We start from the raw sequence: 19,187 nt of genomic DNA on the forward strand, positions 1-19,187 counted from the left end.
GAATGTGTATGCCTGCCTTAGAAGTTAATTTTGATGGTTTAGTTGGCCCTACTCACAATTATGCGGGGTTATCGTATGGTAACGTTGCTTCGTTAAATAACGCCGCTAGCTTTTCAAATCCCCAAGAGGCGGTGCTTCAAGGCCTTGAAAAAATGAAAGCCATGCACGATAAAGGCTTAACTCAAGGTGTATTTGCACCCCATGCACGCCCCGACTTAAATATACTGCGCCGCCTAGGGTTTAGCGGTAACGACGCGCAAGTTATTAATAAAGCTTTTAACGCCGATCCTATTTTATTACGCGCATGTTATTCAGCCTCAGCAATGTGGACAGCAAACGCCGCTACTGTGTCGCCATCGCCCGATACAACCGATGGTAAAGTGCACTTTACCGCTGCAAATTTAAACAATAAGTTTCATCGCTCGTTAGAGCCTGCCACCACAACGCGGTTGTTAAAAGCAATGTTTAATAACCAAAACCACTTTGCGCATCATACCCATTTACCCGATCAAGGCTTTTTTGGTGATGAAGGTGCAGCAAACCACACCCGTTTTTGCGACAGCCATGGCGAGCAAGGCCTAGAAATGTTTGTATTTGGGGCCAGTGCATTTAACAGCCATTTACCAAAACCGGTTAAGTTTCCTGCAAGGCAAACACTCGAAGCCTCTGAAGCTATTTGCCGCTTACATAATTTAAAAGATACCAGCCAAATTTTACTGCAGCAAAACCCTGATGTGATTGACCAAGGGGTTTTTCATAACGACGTTATTGCAGTAGGTAATGCCAACGTACTGCTGTGTCATCAGCAAGCATTTTTAAATCAGCAGCAAGCATTGCAAGATATTCGCGAAGCCTATGTTGGTAATAAACAATTTTATATTATTGAAGTACCTACAAGTAAAGTAAGTATTCAAGATGCTGTTAGCAGCTATTTATTTAATAGCCAACTAGTAAGCCTAAGTGATGGCTCTATGTTATTAGTAGCGCCAAAAGAGTGCCAACGTAATAGCGCGGTTAACGACTACATTGAAGAAATGATCATGGCCGATAATCCTATAAACCAAGTACGCTTTTTTGATTTACGCCAAAGTATGCAAAATGGCGGCGGCCCAGCTTGCTTGCGTTTACGGGTTGCTTTAAACGAGCAAGAACTCGCTGCAGTAAACCCAGACGTTATTTTAACCGACACTAAATACACGCAATTGTGTAACTGGGCACAACGTAACTACCGCGATCAATTAGGTGCTAAAGACTTTGCCGACCCAGCACTGCTGAGCGAAAGTTACCAAGCACTTGATGAGCTAACCCAACTACTTAATTTAGGCTCAGTGTACGACTTTCAATTAGAAGGCTAATTACTTACTTAAGCTAAATAACCTGAGCTCCGGGTAATAAACTTATCTCAAGCAGCTGTTTTCAGCACTAACTGCGTTGAATTTACTTGCAATAGGCCAGCTATTGACGCGTAAATTCGCCTTGTTTTCACTGAAAACCTCTGGCTAGAGAAAATAAAATTAAATATAACTATGACTCAATACGTTAGTAAATCTCTTAACCAGAGTTCAGGTTAAATAATTACAAACGATACAACAAAAAATAGCGAGCCTTAGCTCGCTATTTTTATGTGTGTTGATACTGCTAATATTAATCTACTTTTGCAGTGTCTTTATTAATTGTAACGCTTGTTGCTAGCGACTCAGGTAAGTGCAAAGTGCGCTGCGGGAATGGAATTGTTAGCCCTGCTTGCTCAATAGACTCTTTAACGCGCTTATTAAGATCCCACACTGTTTGCCAGTAATCACCATTTACAGTCCATGCGCGTAATTGTAGGTTTACCGAACTTTCGGCTATAGATACCACCATTACTTTTGGCGCTGGCTCTGCTAGTAAACGCCCTTCTGAGCTGGCTATTTGTTTAAGTACATTTAAGCCATCGTCTATTGAGTCGGCATACGAAATACCCACTACAATATCCATGCGTCTTTTACCGTTACGGGTAAAGTTTTTAATATTACCACCCCACACTTTGCCGTTAGGAGAGGCTATATAAAGGCCGTCGGTGGTTTTAAAAATAGTAGTGAATAAGTTAATTTCGCTCACCGTACCCGATGTACCACTGGCATCAATAAAGTCACCTACTTTAAAAGGTCTCAGTATTAATAACATAATACCTGCAGCTATATTACTTAACGTACTTTTTAACGCCAAACCAATTGCTAAACCTGCAGCGGCCATTAGTGCCACTAAACTGGCGGTATTGACCCCAAAAATATCTAAAATAAATAACGAGCCAATTATATAAACCAAGTAACTCGAAAGGCGAGAAATAATAGGCAGCAAAGTTTTATCTAATTTATTAAGCGGCGATTTAGAGCCATTAACTGCTCTTTTAACAGCGCGGGCAATTACGCCACTGGCAATTAAAATCACCAAAGCTAGAATCACTTTGTATCCTAAAGTGATGATTGTTTCTGAATGGCTTTGCCAAAATGCTAAAAGTTTATCTTTCATGTTTGTTCCGATAAATGTGGCTGAAACTCAGCAAAATTATGGTTAAATTTAATAAAAACGACTTCAAAAGAAGTGGCGCGATTATATAGTAAAAAACAATTAAATCGATAAAATTAAAAACCATTTAAAACAGCATGTTAAAAGTTCTAACTCTTCATATTTTTAATTCAATTTAGGTTAAGGGTTAAATACATACACTTAACAAATCAAATAAAAGGAAACAAGCATGAACTTTAAATCAACAATATTAAGTAGCGCTATTATTTTTGCCTTAGCAGGCTGTGGCTCATCAAATGACGAGGCTGAAACAACCCCACCGCAAGCAAGTGATAAAACCACTTTTAGCTTAGGCATTTCCGACGCACCAGTCACTGGTTTAAAACAAGTTAACGTGGTGTTTGATTCAATAACAATTAAAGCCCAAGCAGGTGAAGAAGTTAGCTTTGCAACTCGCTCTAAAAACGATTCCACCTTAGCGCAAATGGTCAATTTACTAGACTATACGGGCGACGATATTTTTCAATTACTTGACGATCAAGAAGTCCCCGCTGGGGATTATTCGTGGATCCGCGCACAAGTGATAAACGGCGACACGAACAACCTTAGCTTAACATCTCACGTAGTTTATGAAGACGGCAGCATTGCACCGCTTATCGTAAAAAGAAAAGGTAACGATGGCGTGGGTGAAATTCAGTTAGATGGCTTTACACTCAATCAAACCGACAACGAGTTTGTATTAGAGTTTGATTTAAAAAAATCGTTAGTTGATCCACAAAATAATGACGAAATATTTTTAAAACCTCGCGGCGTGCGTTTACAAAACCTTTCTGAATCACAAGATATTGAAGGCACTGTAAGCCAAACACTTATAAACAATTGCGAGACTGATAACATTGCTCTTGCCGCAGATGATTCATCATTTGGTCATGCTGTTTACCTTTATTCTGCGCAAGCACAAACCCCTACAGATATGCATGAAATAGATGACCAAACGCCTGATAACGCTCCGTTAGCGACTGCCAATGTTGTATTTGATGCGGACGATAATGAATACGAATTTGAACTCGCATTCATAACACCAGGCGACTACCAACTTGGTTATACGTGTAGCGCACACATAGACGATGCAGAGCAAGTAGATGCTGATTTTAATATTTATCAACTAAAACAAATTAGTCTAACGCAAACTGAAGATTTATCAGTCAGTTTTGACATAGCACAATAACTGCATGGCGCACATTGAGCTGCGCCTTTATTCATTTGTTAACAAGGAAAAAACCATGGCAAAAGAGAAAATAGTACTCATCACCGGCGCTTCTAGTGGCATTGGTGAAGCAACGGCAAAAACCTTAGTAAACAACGGTCATAAAGTTATATTAACCGCCCGTAGAGAAGAGCAACTTAACCAACTTGTTGTCGAGCTAGGATCAGATAACGCACTGGCTGTAGCCGCAGATGCCACCGACTTTACCGCGCTCGAAAACGTAGTTACCAAAGGCATTGAAAAGTTTGGCCGATTAGATGTAGCCTTTGCTAACGCAGGTATGGGCGTTTCAACTGCTGGCACTGAAAAAGGTGATCCGGATGAATGGTCAACCATGATCGATATAAACATTAAAGCCCTATTGTGGAGCGCAAAATTAACACTGCCATATTTACGCAAAACTACCGGACACTTTATATTAACCAGCTCTGCCGCTGGCCGTAAGCCAATTGGCGGCTCTATTTACGGTGCAACTAAATGGTTTGCTTATGGCTTTGGACAAAACTTAGCACAAGAAATGAGTGAGTGGAATGGCCGCTGTACAACCATAGCACCAGGTATGGTAAATACCCCATTTTTTGATGAAGCTAAACCCGACAAACTCGACCCACAAGATGTCGCTGACGCAGTACTTTTTGCTATTGAAGCAAACCAGCGCAATAGCGTACGCGAAATTTATTTAATGCCGACTAATTAAAGCGTTAGTTGGTAGAGTTTGGCTGCCAGGTTTAATGCTAATGGTGTTAAACCTGATGGTTGCTTGTATTTTGAGGTTAGATTTTAATAGTGTAGGATTGAACACTGCATAATTAAAAATCTGATTAGCTGCGTACTTCTACACGCCAAGGTGGATTAACCCTATTTTCACCAGCCCAATAAAGCTTAATTTTGTGACCTGACGGATCATGCAATACCGCCTCTCGCCATAAATAGCTCTGATCAGTAGGATCTTGTAAAAATACAAAACCTTTAATTTTTAAACTCTTAACTAGTTCATCTAATTTTTCATGTTCAAAATATATTACAGCGCCGCAACCAAACTCACCTTCCTCTAAAGACAAGGAGAAAGTTGAATCTCCATCAGGACATTCAAAACGAGCATAATGTGGGGTATCTACAATTTGAATAAAGCCTAAATCGCGATAAAATTTAGTAGATATCTCCATATCAGTAACGGGTAATGTTATTTGATTTAAATTCATTGAACCTCACTGTGAAAAAATTAAAGTAGGTAACCACCCAATTAATCACGGCAAGATCATTATAAATTGAACTTATAGAGCAAGTAGTGATCAGATCAAGGCATAATAATTACTTGGTCGCATAAATATGAGCACTACTTTTCTGAAACATTTTAATTCAATTACAGATCCTCGCATTGAACGTTGTAAAAAGCATGAACTTATCGATATTCTTCTCCTTGCTATTAGCGCTGTACTCTCTGGTGCAGAAGGATGGGAAGATATTGAAGACTTTGGGCACCTAAAGCTTGATTGGTTAAAAAAATACGGTACGTTCAACGCAGGAATTCCAAAACATGACACGATTGCTCGCGTCATGTGTCGGTTAAAAGCAAATGAAATAGAAAGGGCATTTCAATCTTGGATATCATCACTGATTGAAACCACAGGTGCAGATATCATCGCTATCGATGGCAAAACCGCACGGCGTTCATTTACCACAAAAGACAGAAAAAGTGCCTTACACACGGTCAGTGCATGGAGTTGCCAACACCAGTTAGTGCTTGGGCAGACGGCTGTTGATAATAAAACAAATGAAATCACCGCAATACCAGAATTACTCACCCTGCTCGATATTGAAAACAGTATCATTACGTTAGATGCGATGGGATGCCAACAAGAAATAGCAAAACAAATCATCCAACAAAAAGCAGATTATATTCTTGCACTTAAAGGTAATCATTCAGGCATGCAAAAGGAACTAGAAGCGTGGTGGCACAAGTGCGAGCGTGAAAGGTTAACTAAGCATAATTGTGATGAACATACCGAAATAAGCTCAGGACATGGGCGTGTTGAAACACGTACATGCCAGCAGTTACTTATAGATAAAAGCTGGCTAGGCAAGGATTATCGTTGGCCTGGCTTAACGAGTATTATTAAGGTCAGGGCTGAAGTTCATGATAAGTCGGCAGGGTCGGATACCACTGAAACACGCTGGTATATAAGTTCATTAGACTTAAATGCAGCGCAAGCACTCAATGCGGTACGCAGTCACTGGCAGGTTGAAAGCATGCATTGGATGCTTGATATGAACTTCAGAGAAGATGAATCGAGAATACGCAAACTTCAAGGGCCATTAATGTTTAATGTAATGCGAAAGATAGCCATGGCGCTTTTTAAACAAGATGCATCTAAGTCAGCAAGTATGGCGAGGAAAAAGAAAATGGCAGGGCTAGACGATGATTACCGCTCAACCCTGTTAGAGTCTGGGATTAAAATGCGCTAGCCGTGCCCAATTAATTTACGATTGCCATGTAATACTTTACTTATTTTTTACACTAATTAAAGCCTGATACGTAGCTCATCAGAGTTCAAAAACAAAAGTGCGTGTCTAGTTTATTGTGGTTTACTATTTTTCTATTTCACGTGCTGATTTATTAATTGTTCTAACTTTAATTGCGACTCTTCAAACCAAGCGTGAAACTCTTCGTTGACTTCTAGATAAGGATGGTCGCTAGGAATCGTATCCCCACTTTCCAACTTTGGCTCACTTAATCCGTCAATTCCTAAGCTGATGATATCATCAGATATAGAAGTATCTATCTTTGACTGACAAAAATATAGACTGCACAAAGTGTTAACCTTGATTCCAAGCCCTACAAACTTTTCAATAAGCTTATCGTCGTAAGTCTTACCTAGGTTAAGAGAGCGGTTTACCTCAAGACCTAACGAGTAAAACTCATGTATTGATCCCGTAAGCTCTTCTAGCTTCTCTATAGTCCTTTCTTTGCGATCTCTTTTTCTAATAAACAATTGATTTAATAACAAGAGCGTGACCGCAAGCGTTGTCGAAATAGCTACCGTAAACAACTTTGCTTGTTCTGATGGTTCAGAAAACATCGTAGAAAACCATTCAAATATCATGAAAATTCCTTTCATACTGCGATAGCACTTAAAGCCCATATTAACAGGCTAAAATACGAGCGGAGCGAGGAGCCCACTGCTTTTTTAGTCCTTGTTTAATTGCCTTATAGTTACTCCGTTCCATTAATTAATGTATTTACCTATCTCATTAATACATGGAATATGCTTCTGTTGATCACGAATATTTGAGCGGAAACAATCAATGTTTGTAACAGTACTTGCTTAAACTTGTTAAGACATTATTTTAAAGAGTAAATCTCTCACTGTTGCTGGTTCAAACGGTTTGTCGCATATGGCATCCACTCCGGCTTGAGAGATGTTTGCTAGGTGGGTTTCATTGGCTTCTGAGCTCACCATTAAAATAGGAATGTGCGAGTAGCTATTTGAGCCTCTAACCGCTTCGGTTAACTCTCGGCCATCCATTTCCGGCATATTATAATCGGTTACTATTAAGTCAAACGCTTGCTCGTTTAGCTGCTCAATTGCTTGTTTGCCATTCTCAGCCTCTACCGGCGCAGGTATTCCCATACCAGCAAGCACCCGAATAATATGTTTACGAGCAAAGCGACTATCGTCAACCACTAATACGCGCAGCAAAGTAACATCAAAGTGTTCAAGCTCTACTTCTTGTTCGCTAATTATATCTAAGGTAGCTTTAAGCGCTCGGGTAATGGCTTCGCTGGTAAAGGGTTTAGGTAAAATAGCTAACACGCCCGATTGCCTTAATTGCTCAAGATACTTTTTATTACGCTCGCTCGATACCAACATAAATGCTTGGTGCTCTGTGCGCGGGTTCGACCTAATGTTTTGTAGCAGTGAATCGGCGGTGCCGTCAGCTAAGTACATACTGCTAATAACTAAATCTGGTTGGTAATTTGCAAGTAGGGTTAAAGCTTGGGTTTGTGTAGTGGCGGTTTCTATTTGTTTTACACCACTTTGTATTAATGATTTTATTATCAGTTTTTGCTGCACTTCTGAAGGCTCGACCAATAATATTGATAGATTAGCTATTGCAGTTAAGTCACTCATTTATATCTCTTTAATTTATTATATTATTACTGTTTTTATAAGGCTTATTATATGCCAAAAAGTATTACAGAGGGTAACTCTTTGCATTTTTGTAAAATATATTGAAATTTTAATTACTCTGAATATATTCAAGCGCGGTCATTTTTTTATAACTTACATTTGGATGTAAAATATGTGCTGGATGTGGATCTACAACTTCTAACGCAATATTGTATTCGCGGGCTATTTCCAGCGCCATTTGGGTAATGTTAACGCTAAACGATGTACCCATAAATACAATTTTATCGGCATTGACCATGCGTTGTTGTGCTTCGCTAATTTTATATAACTCGGTGTAGTATTCATCAAATAATAATACAAACGGTTTAAAAGAGTGATTAAGCACTGGCGCTTGGTTTTGAATATTAAACACCTCAAATAATGAGTTGTGTAAATGAGCCTCATCTACCTCATCCCAAGGGGTAATCACCGTTTCTACGTTTTCGCCTTGCTGATGAAACAGGGTCATTTGATCTAACCTGCCATGAACTGCAATATAGTTTTTATTTCCTGCTTTACCATCAAGCCCATCTATATTTTGCGTTATTAGGTTTTTATCTTTTAGCCAATAATGTACGTCGTTAGGGCCGTGGTTTCTATACGTTGCAAACCTGTGGTAATACCAAGCTAAAAACTCTTTAGGGGCGTTTTGATACATAGCGCGTGTGGCCATTTGCATTGGTGTATAATTTTTACTACCAATAGTCCAGTAACCATCTTCACCTCTAAAGGTAGGAATACCGCTGGCTGCGCTAACGCCCGCGCCTGTAATATATAACGTATTAATTGCTAACCTCTGCACTTACTATTTGAATCTAAGTTATGTAACATAAAATACTTAACTTACCTAACTGGCCTGCTTTTTTATTATTTGAGCGTTTAATTTTAAGTTGGGTAATCTATGCTATTGGCACTCATTCTTTTGATTTTATACATGGCTTGATCTGCGTGTTTTATTAATTGATGGTCTGTTTCTCCGTGGGTGGGGTAATTTGCAATTCCAATACTCGGAGATACATTTAATGATAGCTCATCTAGTTTAAATGGCTGTTGGAACTGCCCAATTATTTTTCTTTTAACGGCCGTGGTATCGCCAGCGCTACTTAAGCCCTCTAGCACAATCAAAAACTCATCTCCGCCTAAGCGCCCTACTGTATCGTATTCTCTTACTACGCTTAAAAGCCGCTGTGCTATGTGTTGCAGTAGCTTATCACCCATAAGGTGGCCATACGTATCATTAATAGCTTTAAAGCCATTAATATCAATAAATAATATCGAAAATAGTGTATTTTCTCTTTCTGCTTTTATTATTGCAGCCTGTAACCTGTCCATTAGTAATGAGCGATTTGGTAAACCTGTCAGCCCATCGTGGCCAGCCATATAATAAAGCTGCTCTTCCATTTTTTTTCGCTCAGTAATATCGTGAGCAACTGCAATTCTTACTTGGTGATCTGATGACCAGCACACTGACCACAAAATATGTATTATTTGACCGTCTTTACGAACCCAGCGGTTTTCGAACCGTGAATGAGTTGTTTCGCCCGACAAAAGTGAAGCAACGGCATTATAAGTTTTATTATGATCGCCTTTATAAACGTAATCAATCATAGGCTTGCCTACTACTTCGGCAGCTTTATAGCCAAATATTTGTTCAAACGCGGCACTTACAAATACAAACTTACCTACTTTATTTACCACGCACGCAGCATCAAGCATTAAATCAAGCACATCTTCTAGTTCTATTAACTCATTTTTTGTCATACTATGTTTGCCTCTAAAGTAAGGTGAAGCTAGTTAAGTAGTAACTATTCAGCCTCATCTGAAATGAATATATCAGGCAGCTGATTTTTGAATAATAACTCAAGGGCTAGGCTTGCAGATACATATTGTTTTCTGCAAGTCGATAAATAGCTTCTCAGCAAGCAGAACATTTCAGCTCCTTGCTTACTTCTAAAACACCCCGATATTTTTTGATGAACCTTGGTCATCCTAATATCATTCTCGCCTTGGTTGTTGGTAAATGGCACGCCAGTGCTCATCATGAAACGTAAAACATCATCTTGATAATCTCTTAGTCGTTCCAATAATGCGCGGGATTTGGTTCGCTTTAATCGGCCTCGCTGACCTTTCACTCGGCTACTTTTATCTGGTGGTGGACATTTAGCGTCACCTTGAAGCAATATTTTTTGATATTGCTCACGATATTTCTGTTTAGCCCCTTTATCTAGGTCGGGATTATCTATTTGAGCTTTATTCATTTCTTTAAGTAAGGTTTGCATATCCTTCGCCCATTGCATGCCGTCTTGCTCCCAAGCCCTTTCTAATTCTCGGATGTGGTGAGCATTACATAATGCATGTTGGCATTGGGTATATTGATAATATGGCTTCCAATGGTCATGACATAGCACACCGGTAAAGTGCGGTAAAATACCGGCCTCATCCATCGCTATTTTTCCTCTTTTTTCATGAGGATAAAAATAAGTCCACCAAGTCGTTGATGCACCATGAAGCCATCGCCGTTTACCGCCGATATTAATGCCAGTCTCATCAACATGCAAAGTTTGATACGGGCTTTGTAATGCCGCTTTGATGATACCTTCTGCGCCCGATGACTTTACCAGTGCCGCTGCTTGTTCATTAAAGTTAAATAAACTGCCGGCACTGATCGGAATACCTAGTTGGTCACTAAAGTATTCTTCAATGCGGTTATAAGGGAGTAATTGATATTGTGATAAGTAAACCGCATGGGCTTTCACACCAACACCATATTGAATAGGACCGTTAACACCTTGGGGGAATTCACCAACAAACCGCTTCCCTTGCTCATTCTCAAGGATTTGAGCCTGGTATTCGGTCACCACTTTACTGATATCTATATCGACGACTTGTCGCTTTTGAAAACCCACCTCACGATAGTGACCTTTAGGTAAAAAATCTCGGTCAACTAAAATGACTTGTACCTCATCAGGTGTTTCTGTTTGAGTCAGCGTTTTACCTACTCGGCCTTTTTGTCCGCCAGCTGATTTTTCTGACTTCTCTCTCGTTGGCTTTGTACGGTTGATATCTTTTGATGGAGGAATGCTACTATTTTGACTATTAAGTCCTAATTTACTAGCTAGCATAACAACGACAACAAGAATGAGTTCAATAGACATCTTCAACGCTGGCGAGAGTGTTTTATCTTCTTGTAACTGAGTTTTAGTTTGCTCAACTATTTCAGTGATATTTATGCTGTTTAAATTCATTAAAGCTAGAGCGATAGGGTAATAGCTCTAGCTTGGCATACTGGCAGGATCAGTCAATAGCTAAAAAAGATCCTTAGAAAATAATTTGTCTTGGTGAATAGTTACGCCTCTAAAGTAAGGTGAAGCTAGTTAAGTATTCAATATAACGTTAAAATATACTTGTAAAAATAGCAATAAATTGCTTTTGTAATCATGATTTTTTGTAGCGAAAGTAAAGTATTACTCATTGGTAGTTAAACTAAAACCCTCATTGCTGCAAAATAACGGAGTAATTATTATAACCAACGTGGTACTAATTCTTTATATTTTTTATATTGGGTGTTAAATATGCTCACTAAATGCTGCTCTTCAATCAACACCTGACGATATAACGCAGTAAGCCCAACCAGTAAACACACTAAGCTAAACACACTCGGCAATGCTAAAAAAAAGCCTAACTGCGCCGCAGTAACGCCTAAATACATAGGATTACGAGAATACGCATAAAAGCCGTTTACTTTTAGCTCATCGGGCCCTTGTGGGTCTATTCCTGAACGCCAAAGTGATGCCATATTAAAATGCACCACCATAAGTTAATATAAAACCAACAGTTAATAAAGCATTACCTAGCATTACGCCTGGCCATGTATTTAACGGCACAAAAAATTCCGAGGTAGTTATCGGTTGCAGGTATAAATACTCTTACAACACACACCAACCAAATAGCAGCTCTAAAAAAACGAAAAACGAAGTGATTCCACCAATTAGCGCAATATTTTGTCCCTGTAAAAATCACTCCCGATGGTGTATTGCTGTTTTTATAGAGTATTCTAACGGTGTAGAACCCCGCTACAAAGGTATAAAAAACGGCTAAATAAATGCGGGTAAATTCGATTAAGGCCGCAGAGTCATTAATTAAAGGCTGATAGGTTATCAATATTAGTTACTCGCGGTGATTACTCAATTTTAATTATAAATTCATCATAGTATTCATACCGTTAAGAAACAAGGTAAACACAAATAATAAGCCAACTTTATGTTTAAGCCGGCTTATTAAAAGTTGCTTTAGGGAGCAGTTTAAAAGCTGTAGTTAAACCCAGCGTAATAACGCCTGCCCGAGTAGCTTGAGTTTAGTAACCGTGCGTCACTATCGTTACCTAAACGGGTAACCGACTCTGACTTGGTTAAGTTTATAATTGCTGCGGTAAAACTAAGGCCTTCGTATAAGTTAATTGAGGCATTAACATCAACTTGATCATATGGGTCTTGGTACACGTTTAAGCCACTATTTAAGCCCAGTACCGTTTCGCCGCGCTTATTGTATGAGGCACGTATGTTAAAATCATCACCCTCAAAATAAACCGAAGTATTATATTGATACTTAGCACTGCCGATCAGTGGCGATTGTCCAAATGCTTCGCCATCTACGGTTACTTCTGCTTTATTGGTTTTGTTATAGGTGTAGTTAGCGTAAAAACCAAAGCCGCTATCAAAGGCATGTTGCAAAAACACCTCGGCTCCTTTAGATACCGCGTTAGTGCCATTACCTACTGTGCTGTAAGGAGTAATATTTATATTACCCGCCTCTACAATACCGTTTTTACCAGCAAAGTTTTGTTGGGCGTTAATTACCACTGGCACTACAAAGTTATCAACTTTTTTATGAAATAGCGCTAAGCCAATTGCTGAGCCTTCAGCGTAATAATATTCGATAGATAAATCGGCTTGTACCGATATAAACGATTTTAAGTTTTTATTACCGCCACTGCCACTAAAGCCAGGTTGCTCGTTAAAATCGGCTCTGTCTTGTGCCCACTCGTCTGAAATATAACTAATGCGTTGCTGCGCGCCTAAATCAGCATAATCGGGGCGCGACATTACTTTAGCAACCGCACCACGAATAACTAAGTCATCTGTGGCATCCCAGGCAATGTTAAAGCTAGGCAGCACTTGGGTGTCGGTGTTTTGTTGCACTACAAGTTGGTAATCCTCGACTGAGCGATCATCACCGGTAACAGGCTCCCCTGTTTCATCATTGGTATGATCTAAAAAGTAGGTATATAAATCGGTAGAAGCACTCATGGTTTTGCTGCGTACAACCCGTACCCCTAAATTACCTCTAACTTGATTAAATTCAAAGTCACCTTGCAGATAAAAAGCCGCTATTTTTTCTTCTATATCGTATACAAAGTTGTCTTCCATACGGGTGTAAGGCACGTAGTTACTGGTAATCATATCGCGGTATTTATCCCAATCAATACTGGGCATTTGGTTTATATTAAAGCCACCTGCAATATTGCCTTGGTTAATAAAAACATCTTGCGCTGCCGGCATACCGTTATTCCACTGGTAACTATCAAAGCGGGTTATGCCGCCCTCTTTGGCTTCCCCGGCGGCAATATCAAAACGAGGATCTAAAAAGAAGGTATTACCGGTTTCGCGGTGCAATGTGGCTTCACGGTATTTTACGCCGGTTTTAATGGCTGTTAAAAAACCCCAATCGGTGTAAAAATCTAGATCGCCTTGGTAGTAACTTTCTTCAAGCTCGCTGCGTACAAAGCTTGAGTTTGATGAACCCGGATCGCGCCCACCGCCTACGCCACTGAGTAAATTAGCCAGTGTATTTGGGTCTATATTGAGGGTTACATCGTTTTTACCAAGTTGCCAACCAGCATTTTGCGCTGCGTTTTCAATGGTTGTTGGGGTTTCGCTGGCATTTGAGCTTTTATAGGCGGCCTCCCAACTTTCTTCTGGGCCGCCTTTTGAGCGAGTATTGCCCGCAACAAAGCGCGCTTTAAAATCATCACCTTCGTAAGTTAAATTAAAATCGAAGGTATCTGAACTCGACTCCTCACGAACATAACTGCCACGCATCCACGGAAACTGCATGTCACCTTGTGCGCCACTCGCTGTAGCATCAAACTGCATACCATTAACAATCGTGCCCGATTCATCCAAGTTCACATCGGTTAGGTAATCGGGATTTAACGACCACTCTGGCATATCAATAACCGACTCAGTTCTGTTTTGCCCCAGCGTAAAGCCAAAATAGTTTAATCCTATTTCTACACGATTGGTTGGACGCCACTGCGTACTAAACTGTATGCCTTCACGTTCACGATTTTCATTAAGTACCGAGCCGCGCACGACTTGTGGAAACCACACGCCATCATAATTATTACCATTGGTATCGGTAATTGTATCCCAGCTATTATTGTTATTGACCGCATTACCATTTACATCTACCGGTTGGCCATCACCTGTGTAGCGCCACACATTGGCATCGGTGCCACCAGAGAGGGTACGGTTGGTGCGCTCTTGGCGAGTATACCCTACTAAAAAACCAAACGTTTCTGCATCGTTTTTCCAAGAATATAAACCGGTTAGTTGTGGCTCACTGTTTTGCGTTACATCACTGTAAGTACCTTCAACATTGAGTACTCCAGAGTTTGCCTCCATGCTAAGCGGCTTACGGCTATGCATTAATACTGTGCCGCCTACACCACCTTCATCTAAACGCGCTTCGGGCGATTTATATACCTCAACACTGGCTATCATGGCTGAAGGGAGTAGCGTGTAATCAAACGAACGCGAAGGCTCACCTGGTGACGAGGCAATAAAATTACCGTTAAGCTGAGTAAAAGTAAGCTCAGACGACAAACCTCGAATACTTACCGATGCGCCTTCGCCGCCATCACGTTCAATCATGACCCCTGGTATACGTTGCAATGAGTCGGCTACGTTTTTATCTGGAAACTTACCAATATCTTCTGCAGTTATGGCATCAACAACTGAGCTAGACATACGTTTAATGTCGAGGTTTTCGGCCATACTGGAGCGAATACCTCGTACTTCTATTACTTCTATATCGGCATTATTTTTAACAGGAATGGCTGGTTGCGCCGCATACGCGCTACCTATTGCAGATAAAACAGATAAACACAGTGCTGATTTTATAAATGTTAATGCAGGTAGTGAAAAGGGACGATTATTGCAAGTACTCATGACAGTGTGCGGTTCCGTTTTATGCGCTTTTGATACTTAGCGGCAGCGCTATTAATAAAGATTAATAGCGGGTCAAAAATTGCTGCTAAGTCTACAGCGCCAAACTTAATGGCCGATTAATAAAGCCAATAACTTACTGAATAGCTTATGTAAATAACAAAGTGTAACAATATTTAGCGTTATTTATAAAAAAGCCGGTAAAACTTTACCGGCTTGACGTTGCATACTATGTACTTGGTTGGTTTTTTACTTGGTTTTTTACTTGGTTAGCTTACTTGGCCGTGGGCCAAGGATCTCAGTCATTAATGAGGCAGGCGGTAAACCCATTTGCATTTTTACCGCCCCATTAGCATCGTGATAAAAAGTAGCGGGGGTGGCTCTGGCACCAACACTCATCATTATTTGATGGTTTTTCATTAATTGCGCATTTATGTGCTCAGGTGGATTTTTTAGCGGCTGTAATGTGCGCGCTAAATTATCGTTTTCAAACTTTTTTAATACTTCTTCAGGGTTACTGGCACTCATTATAGCCGCCGCTTTGCCTAAACTGTCGGCTTTTAAAATACCCACTAAAATATGGCGTATTTGTACCTCACCCGCATCCACCCAAGGACGCGCATTTTGCCAAAACTGTCTGCAGTAAGGGCAGTTTGGATCAGTGAAGGTATAAACTACTCGCTTTGCCGAGGCTGAACCATCAACTATCCAATGGCTACTCTCTAATGTTTGCCAGTCTTTTTGCGCTTTAGGGCCTGTAGCGTAGTCGTTTGCCGCTTGCTCTCCTACATTATTACCATTGGCGTCAAGCATAGGGCCGGTAAATAAATATTGCTCGTCGGCGGTGATATATAAAGTAATAACTTGGCCTTTAAAGTCGGCAACATAGCCTTTCATGTTGGCAGGCGCTGCAAACTCGCTGACTATTTCGCCGCCTTGCTCAGTAACTAACTGAAGGGGTGAAGGCAGTGCTTTTTGTTGAGCCAATATGGGCGAGGTAAACGCAAGTAATGGCAATAAATAAATTAACTTCATGAGGCATCCTTATTGTGCAGACTGTTGATTTATAGCTTGCATGTAATAACGCAAACTCGCGTGTGAGAGCTCTCCCATGTGACTGGTTACTAATTTGCCATCACTGCTATAAAAAAGCGTGGTTGGTAGCCCAGCAGCTCCGGATTCACGACTTACATTACTGTTTTGATCAAAAAACACATTGCGTAAGTCGAGCTGCTCAGCATTAATAAATTTTTGTACCGTAAATAAATCCTCTCCTTGGTTAACAAAAACAAAAGCTATATTAGGATTGTTTTTTTGCGCAGCCTGTAATACCGGCATTTCTTTACGGCACGGTGGGCACCACGACGCCCAAAAGTTAATAACGACAGGTTTGCCTTTAAATGACTGTAAATCAACCTCTTTACCACGCAGGTTATATACCGCAGATTGTGGCAGCTCAACCCCAGCTTTATAAATAGAGGCAGCAAAGGTAGGCACCATAATGGTAAGCAACGCGACAATAGCCGCTATGAAATAGGTTTTCAGCACTGCTTTTTTGCCTCGCGCATACAGCGCCAACACAAGCGCACCCGCCACCCAGCCATAGGTAGGCATAAAGCCGCCATCACTTATATTAATAAGTTGCCACCAGTTTTCTTGATACGCATCCCACATAATCAAAACAAACATTAATCGCGCAACAATAAAGCCCACTACAAATGCTTTAAATACAGTGTCTAAAATTGCTTTTTGCTGTGGTTGCTTACGAGTTTGTAAATAAGTAAGCAACCAAAATACGCCTAAGCCTAATAAAATAATAAGCTGCGAAATGGCAATAACAAACGGCCCGAGTGAAATACTTAACATAGCTATAAATCTTCTTTAAATACGGTTAGCCGCTATAGTATACAAAGCGTTAATTAAGCCAATATTAAGAGCAAAAATTAATAGTAAATAAGCACATAGCAGTTACTTCACCAATGGAAACAGGTATTCTAGCTAGGGTGTTTTAAACAGGGTAGCGAGTATGTTTGTATTGTTAGTGGAAGATGATGACGTAATAGCCGACGCTATTTGTACTTACTTAACCCACCAAGGACTAGCCGTTGAGCACGTTAGTACACTAAGCGCAGCCACTACTTATATGCAATCGAGCAATTTTGATTTATGCATTCTTGATTTAAACCTACCCGATGGTAATGGCATTAACTGGTTAAGCTGGCTGCGTGACAATCGTTTTTCGCTACCCGTGCTTATTCTTACCGCCAGCAATACCATAGATGACAAAGTTATTGGATTAAAAAAAGGCGCCGACGACTACCTGGTAAAACCTTTTGATTTAAGAGAGTTATTAGCGCGGCTATTAAGCTTAAAGCGCCGCGCAAGCGATAGGCTCAGCAATACAATTACTCACGGCGCACTGCAATACGATTTAGAGCAACATAAAGTATTACTCAATGGCACGCTTGTTTCCTTGTCACGTAACGAGGACTTATTACTGCAAACCTTTTTAAATAGTCCGCAACAAATTTTAACCCAAAGCCAGTTAAAAAATGTACTTTATGGCGTGTGCGATGATGTAGCGAGTAACGCACTTAACGTACATATTTTTAATTTACGTAAAAAACTAGGCGCACCGGCAATAGAAACCATACGTGGCCTAGGCTTTAGATTAGGCACAATAGAGGTGAGCCACTAATGAGCTTGCGGTTACGGTTAACGGTATTGGTTGCAGCGGTATTTTTAGGCTTTTGGCTTATCGCCAGTGTGTGGATGATATCGGGGTTAAACAATAAGTTAGAGGTTAACTTTGATCAGCGCCTGCGCTCAACCGCTTTTATGTTAGGTAACATTTTAGCCCACGTACCCAAAGATGCGCTCAGTAAAAGCCTCCCTGATATTATAAATGCCAGTGGGGTAAACACTGAAAAAGGCCTAACCTGTCAAATTAGCTCCCTGCAAGGCAGTATAATTGCCAGCAGTAACAGCCAATCGTTTCCCAATCAGCCTAGCTTAAACCAAGGTTTTAGTTATTTAAGCTCTGGGCAAGCGCAGTGGCGTACATTCACCTTAATTACTGCGCAATATAAAATTACCATTGCCGATAAAGTGGCCGAGCGCGATGTGCTCTATCACGACTTGCTCATTAGCATACTCATTCCACCGGCGTTAGCTATTTTTGTTGCCCTAATATTACTTTGGTTTGCAATTGGCACAGGAATACGGCCAATAAAGTTATTAATACACGCGCTTGAAAAACGCGGCAGTCACGACTTAGAACCGATACAGTTAAACCAGCCTTTAAAAGAACTGCAACCGCTTATAACTAGCCAAAATGCCTTAATGGCACGCTTAGCAAAAGGGATCAGCCGCGAAAAACACTTTACTAGTAATGCCGCACATGAGCTAAGAACCCCATTAGCGGGTATTTTAGCGCAAATACAATTAGCAGAGCTTACGCAAGATACCACCCAGCAAAAAGCACTAGGGCAAGCTAAAAAAAGTGCGCATAGATTAAATACTATTTTAGACAATCTACTGGTGTTAGCCCATGTAGATGCCGACACGCCGCTAAACATTACAGAGCCTTGGGAGCTTGATTCGTTAATTACTACTGTGGTAACAGAATCAAACAACAATAACGCCCGCTTAACCTATAATATAACAGCAAGCCAGCCAGTGTACTGTATTCCCAGTGCCATGCTCACTATAGTGTGTCGTAATTTACTTGATAACGCATTTAAGTACAGCAAAGCGAATACACCAGTCATTTTAGCCGCTAATTTAACAGCCACAGCACTAAAAATAACCATTAGTAACCACGCCTATATTAACCAAGCTGACTTAGCTAATATGGCAACTCGTTTTTGGCGTAAAGGCGCAGCAAACGGCGCTGGGCTTGGCCTATCAATTGTGGCCAGCATCGCCGAAAAGTACCAAGGTTCGCTCACCCTTAAAAATAATAATGCGTTATTTATTGCCGAATTTACCGTGCCCGTTAAGGTAAATAACTAA

General features: G+C 40.5%; 16 protein-coding genes and 1 pseudogene. 6 read left to right on the top strand and 11 right to left on the bottom strand.

What is annotated here, in order from left to right; translation table 11 throughout:
- Positions 1-8: 8 nt before the first annotated feature.
- Positions 9-1,355 carry an N-succinylarginine dihydrolase gene (astB, locus tag CIK86_RS15900; protein ID WP_086996791.1) on the top strand — a complete coding sequence of 449 codons (1,347 nt, stop codon included), beginning with the start codon at positions 9-11 and terminating at the stop codon, positions 1,353-1,355.
- 289 nt (positions 1,356-1,644) lie between these two features.
- Here the strand turns inward: astB and CIK86_RS15905 are convergent, their stop codons facing one another.
- Entirely contained in the window at positions 1,645-2,511 is an 867-nt protein-coding gene (locus tag CIK86_RS15905; RefSeq protein ID WP_011329813.1) for a mechanosensitive ion channel family protein, read from the bottom strand.
- A 226-nt stretch (positions 2,512-2,737) separates the two neighbouring features.
- Here CIK86_RS15905 and CIK86_RS15910 point away from each other — a divergent pair, with 226 nt between their 5' ends.
- Positions 2,738-3,736, top strand: a complete 999-nt coding sequence (locus tag CIK86_RS15910; protein WP_086996788.1) for a DUF4382 domain-containing protein — start codon at positions 2,738-2,740, stop codon at positions 3,734-3,736.
- 55 nt (positions 3,737-3,791) lie between these two features.
- Entirely contained in the window at positions 3,792-4,472 is a 681-nt protein-coding gene (locus tag CIK86_RS15915; protein WP_086996881.1) for an SDR family oxidoreductase, read from the top strand.
- 124 nt (positions 4,473-4,596) lie between these two features.
- On the opposite strand, the gene CIK86_RS15920 is transcribed toward CIK86_RS15915, so the two are convergent.
- Positions 4,597-4,977 carry a VOC family protein gene (locus CIK86_RS15920; RefSeq protein ID WP_086996783.1) on the bottom strand — a complete coding sequence of 127 codons (381 nt, stop codon included), beginning with the start codon at positions 4,975-4,977 and terminating at the stop codon, positions 4,597-4,599.
- A 127-nt stretch (positions 4,978-5,104) separates the two neighbouring features.
- On the opposite strand from CIK86_RS15920, the gene CIK86_RS15925 reads away from it, so the two are divergent.
- Positions 5,105-6,241 carry an ISAs1 family transposase gene (locus tag CIK86_RS15925; RefSeq protein ID WP_008466968.1) on the top strand — a complete coding sequence of 379 codons (1,137 nt, stop codon included), beginning with the start codon at positions 5,105-5,107 and terminating at the stop codon, positions 6,239-6,241.
- A gap of 131 nt (positions 6,242-6,372) precedes the next feature.
- Here the strand turns inward: CIK86_RS15925 and CIK86_RS15930 are convergent, their stop codons facing one another.
- From CIK86_RS15930 to CIK86_RS15970, 9 genes and pseudogenes are all read right to left on the bottom strand, one after another.
- Complete coding sequence (locus tag CIK86_RS15930; protein ID WP_086997248.1) at positions 6,373-6,879, bottom strand: hypothetical protein; 507 nt, start codon at positions 6,877-6,879, stop codon at positions 6,373-6,375.
- Positions 6,880-7,110: 231 nt separating this feature from the next.
- Entirely contained in the window at positions 7,111-7,908 is a 798-nt protein-coding gene (locus tag CIK86_RS15935) for a response regulator (protein WP_086997245.1), read from the bottom strand.
- A 109-nt stretch (positions 7,909-8,017) separates the two neighbouring features.
- Positions 8,018-8,734, bottom strand: a complete 717-nt coding sequence (locus CIK86_RS15940) for a Sir2 family NAD-dependent protein deacetylase (RefSeq protein WP_041454972.1) — start codon at positions 8,732-8,734, stop codon at positions 8,018-8,020.
- 98 nt (positions 8,735-8,832) lie between these two features.
- The gene (locus CIK86_RS15945) at positions 8,833-9,708 is read right to left on the bottom strand and encodes a sensor domain-containing diguanylate cyclase (RefSeq protein ID WP_086997242.1); all 876 of its coding nucleotides are present in this window, start codon (positions 9,706-9,708) and stop codon (positions 8,833-8,835) included.
- A gap of 44 nt (positions 9,709-9,752) precedes the next feature.
- Positions 9,753-11,192, bottom strand: coding sequence for an IS66 family transposase (locus CIK86_RS15950; RefSeq protein WP_086993120.1), 1,440 nt, complete (start codon positions 11,190-11,192; stop codon positions 9,753-9,755).
- 275 nt (positions 11,193-11,467) lie between these two features.
- Positions 11,468-12,105 (bottom strand): annotated as a pseudogene (locus CIK86_RS15955) (isoprenylcysteine carboxylmethyltransferase family protein).
- Positions 12,106-12,248: 143 nt separating this feature from the next.
- Positions 12,249-15,176: a TonB-dependent receptor gene (locus CIK86_RS15960; protein ID WP_086999049.1), complete on the bottom strand. Its 2,928-nt coding sequence runs from the start codon at positions 15,174-15,176 to the stop codon at positions 12,249-12,251.
- Between the two features lie 258 nt (positions 15,177-15,434).
- Complete coding sequence (gene dsbG / locus CIK86_RS15965) at positions 15,435-16,208, bottom strand: thiol:disulfide interchange protein DsbG (protein WP_086999052.1); 774 nt, start codon at positions 16,206-16,208, stop codon at positions 15,435-15,437.
- 9 nt (positions 16,209-16,217) lie between these two features.
- Positions 16,218-17,039: a TlpA disulfide reductase family protein gene (locus CIK86_RS15970; protein ID WP_086999055.1), complete on the bottom strand. Its 822-nt coding sequence runs from the start codon at positions 17,037-17,039 to the stop codon at positions 16,218-16,220.
- Between the two features lie 160 nt (positions 17,040-17,199).
- Between CIK86_RS15970 and CIK86_RS15975 the strand changes: the two genes are divergently transcribed.
- Together CIK86_RS15975 and CIK86_RS15980 are read left to right on the top strand one after the other, a co-directional pair.
- Positions 17,200-17,871: a response regulator transcription factor gene (locus CIK86_RS15975; RefSeq protein WP_086999058.1), complete on the top strand. Its 672-nt coding sequence runs from the start codon at positions 17,200-17,202 to the stop codon at positions 17,869-17,871.
- Positions 17,871-19,187, top strand: a complete 1,317-nt coding sequence (locus CIK86_RS15980) for a histidine kinase dimerization/phospho-acceptor domain-containing protein (protein WP_086999061.1) — start codon at positions 17,871-17,873, stop codon at positions 19,185-19,187. Before CIK86_RS15975 ends, CIK86_RS15980 begins: the two co-directional genes overlap by 1 nt.

The sequence above is a fragment of the Pseudoalteromonas sp. JB197 genome, from assembly GCF_002332205.1.
GTDB classification, from domain to species: domain Bacteria; phylum Pseudomonadota; class Gammaproteobacteria; order Enterobacterales; family Alteromonadaceae; genus Pseudoalteromonas; species Pseudoalteromonas nigrifaciens.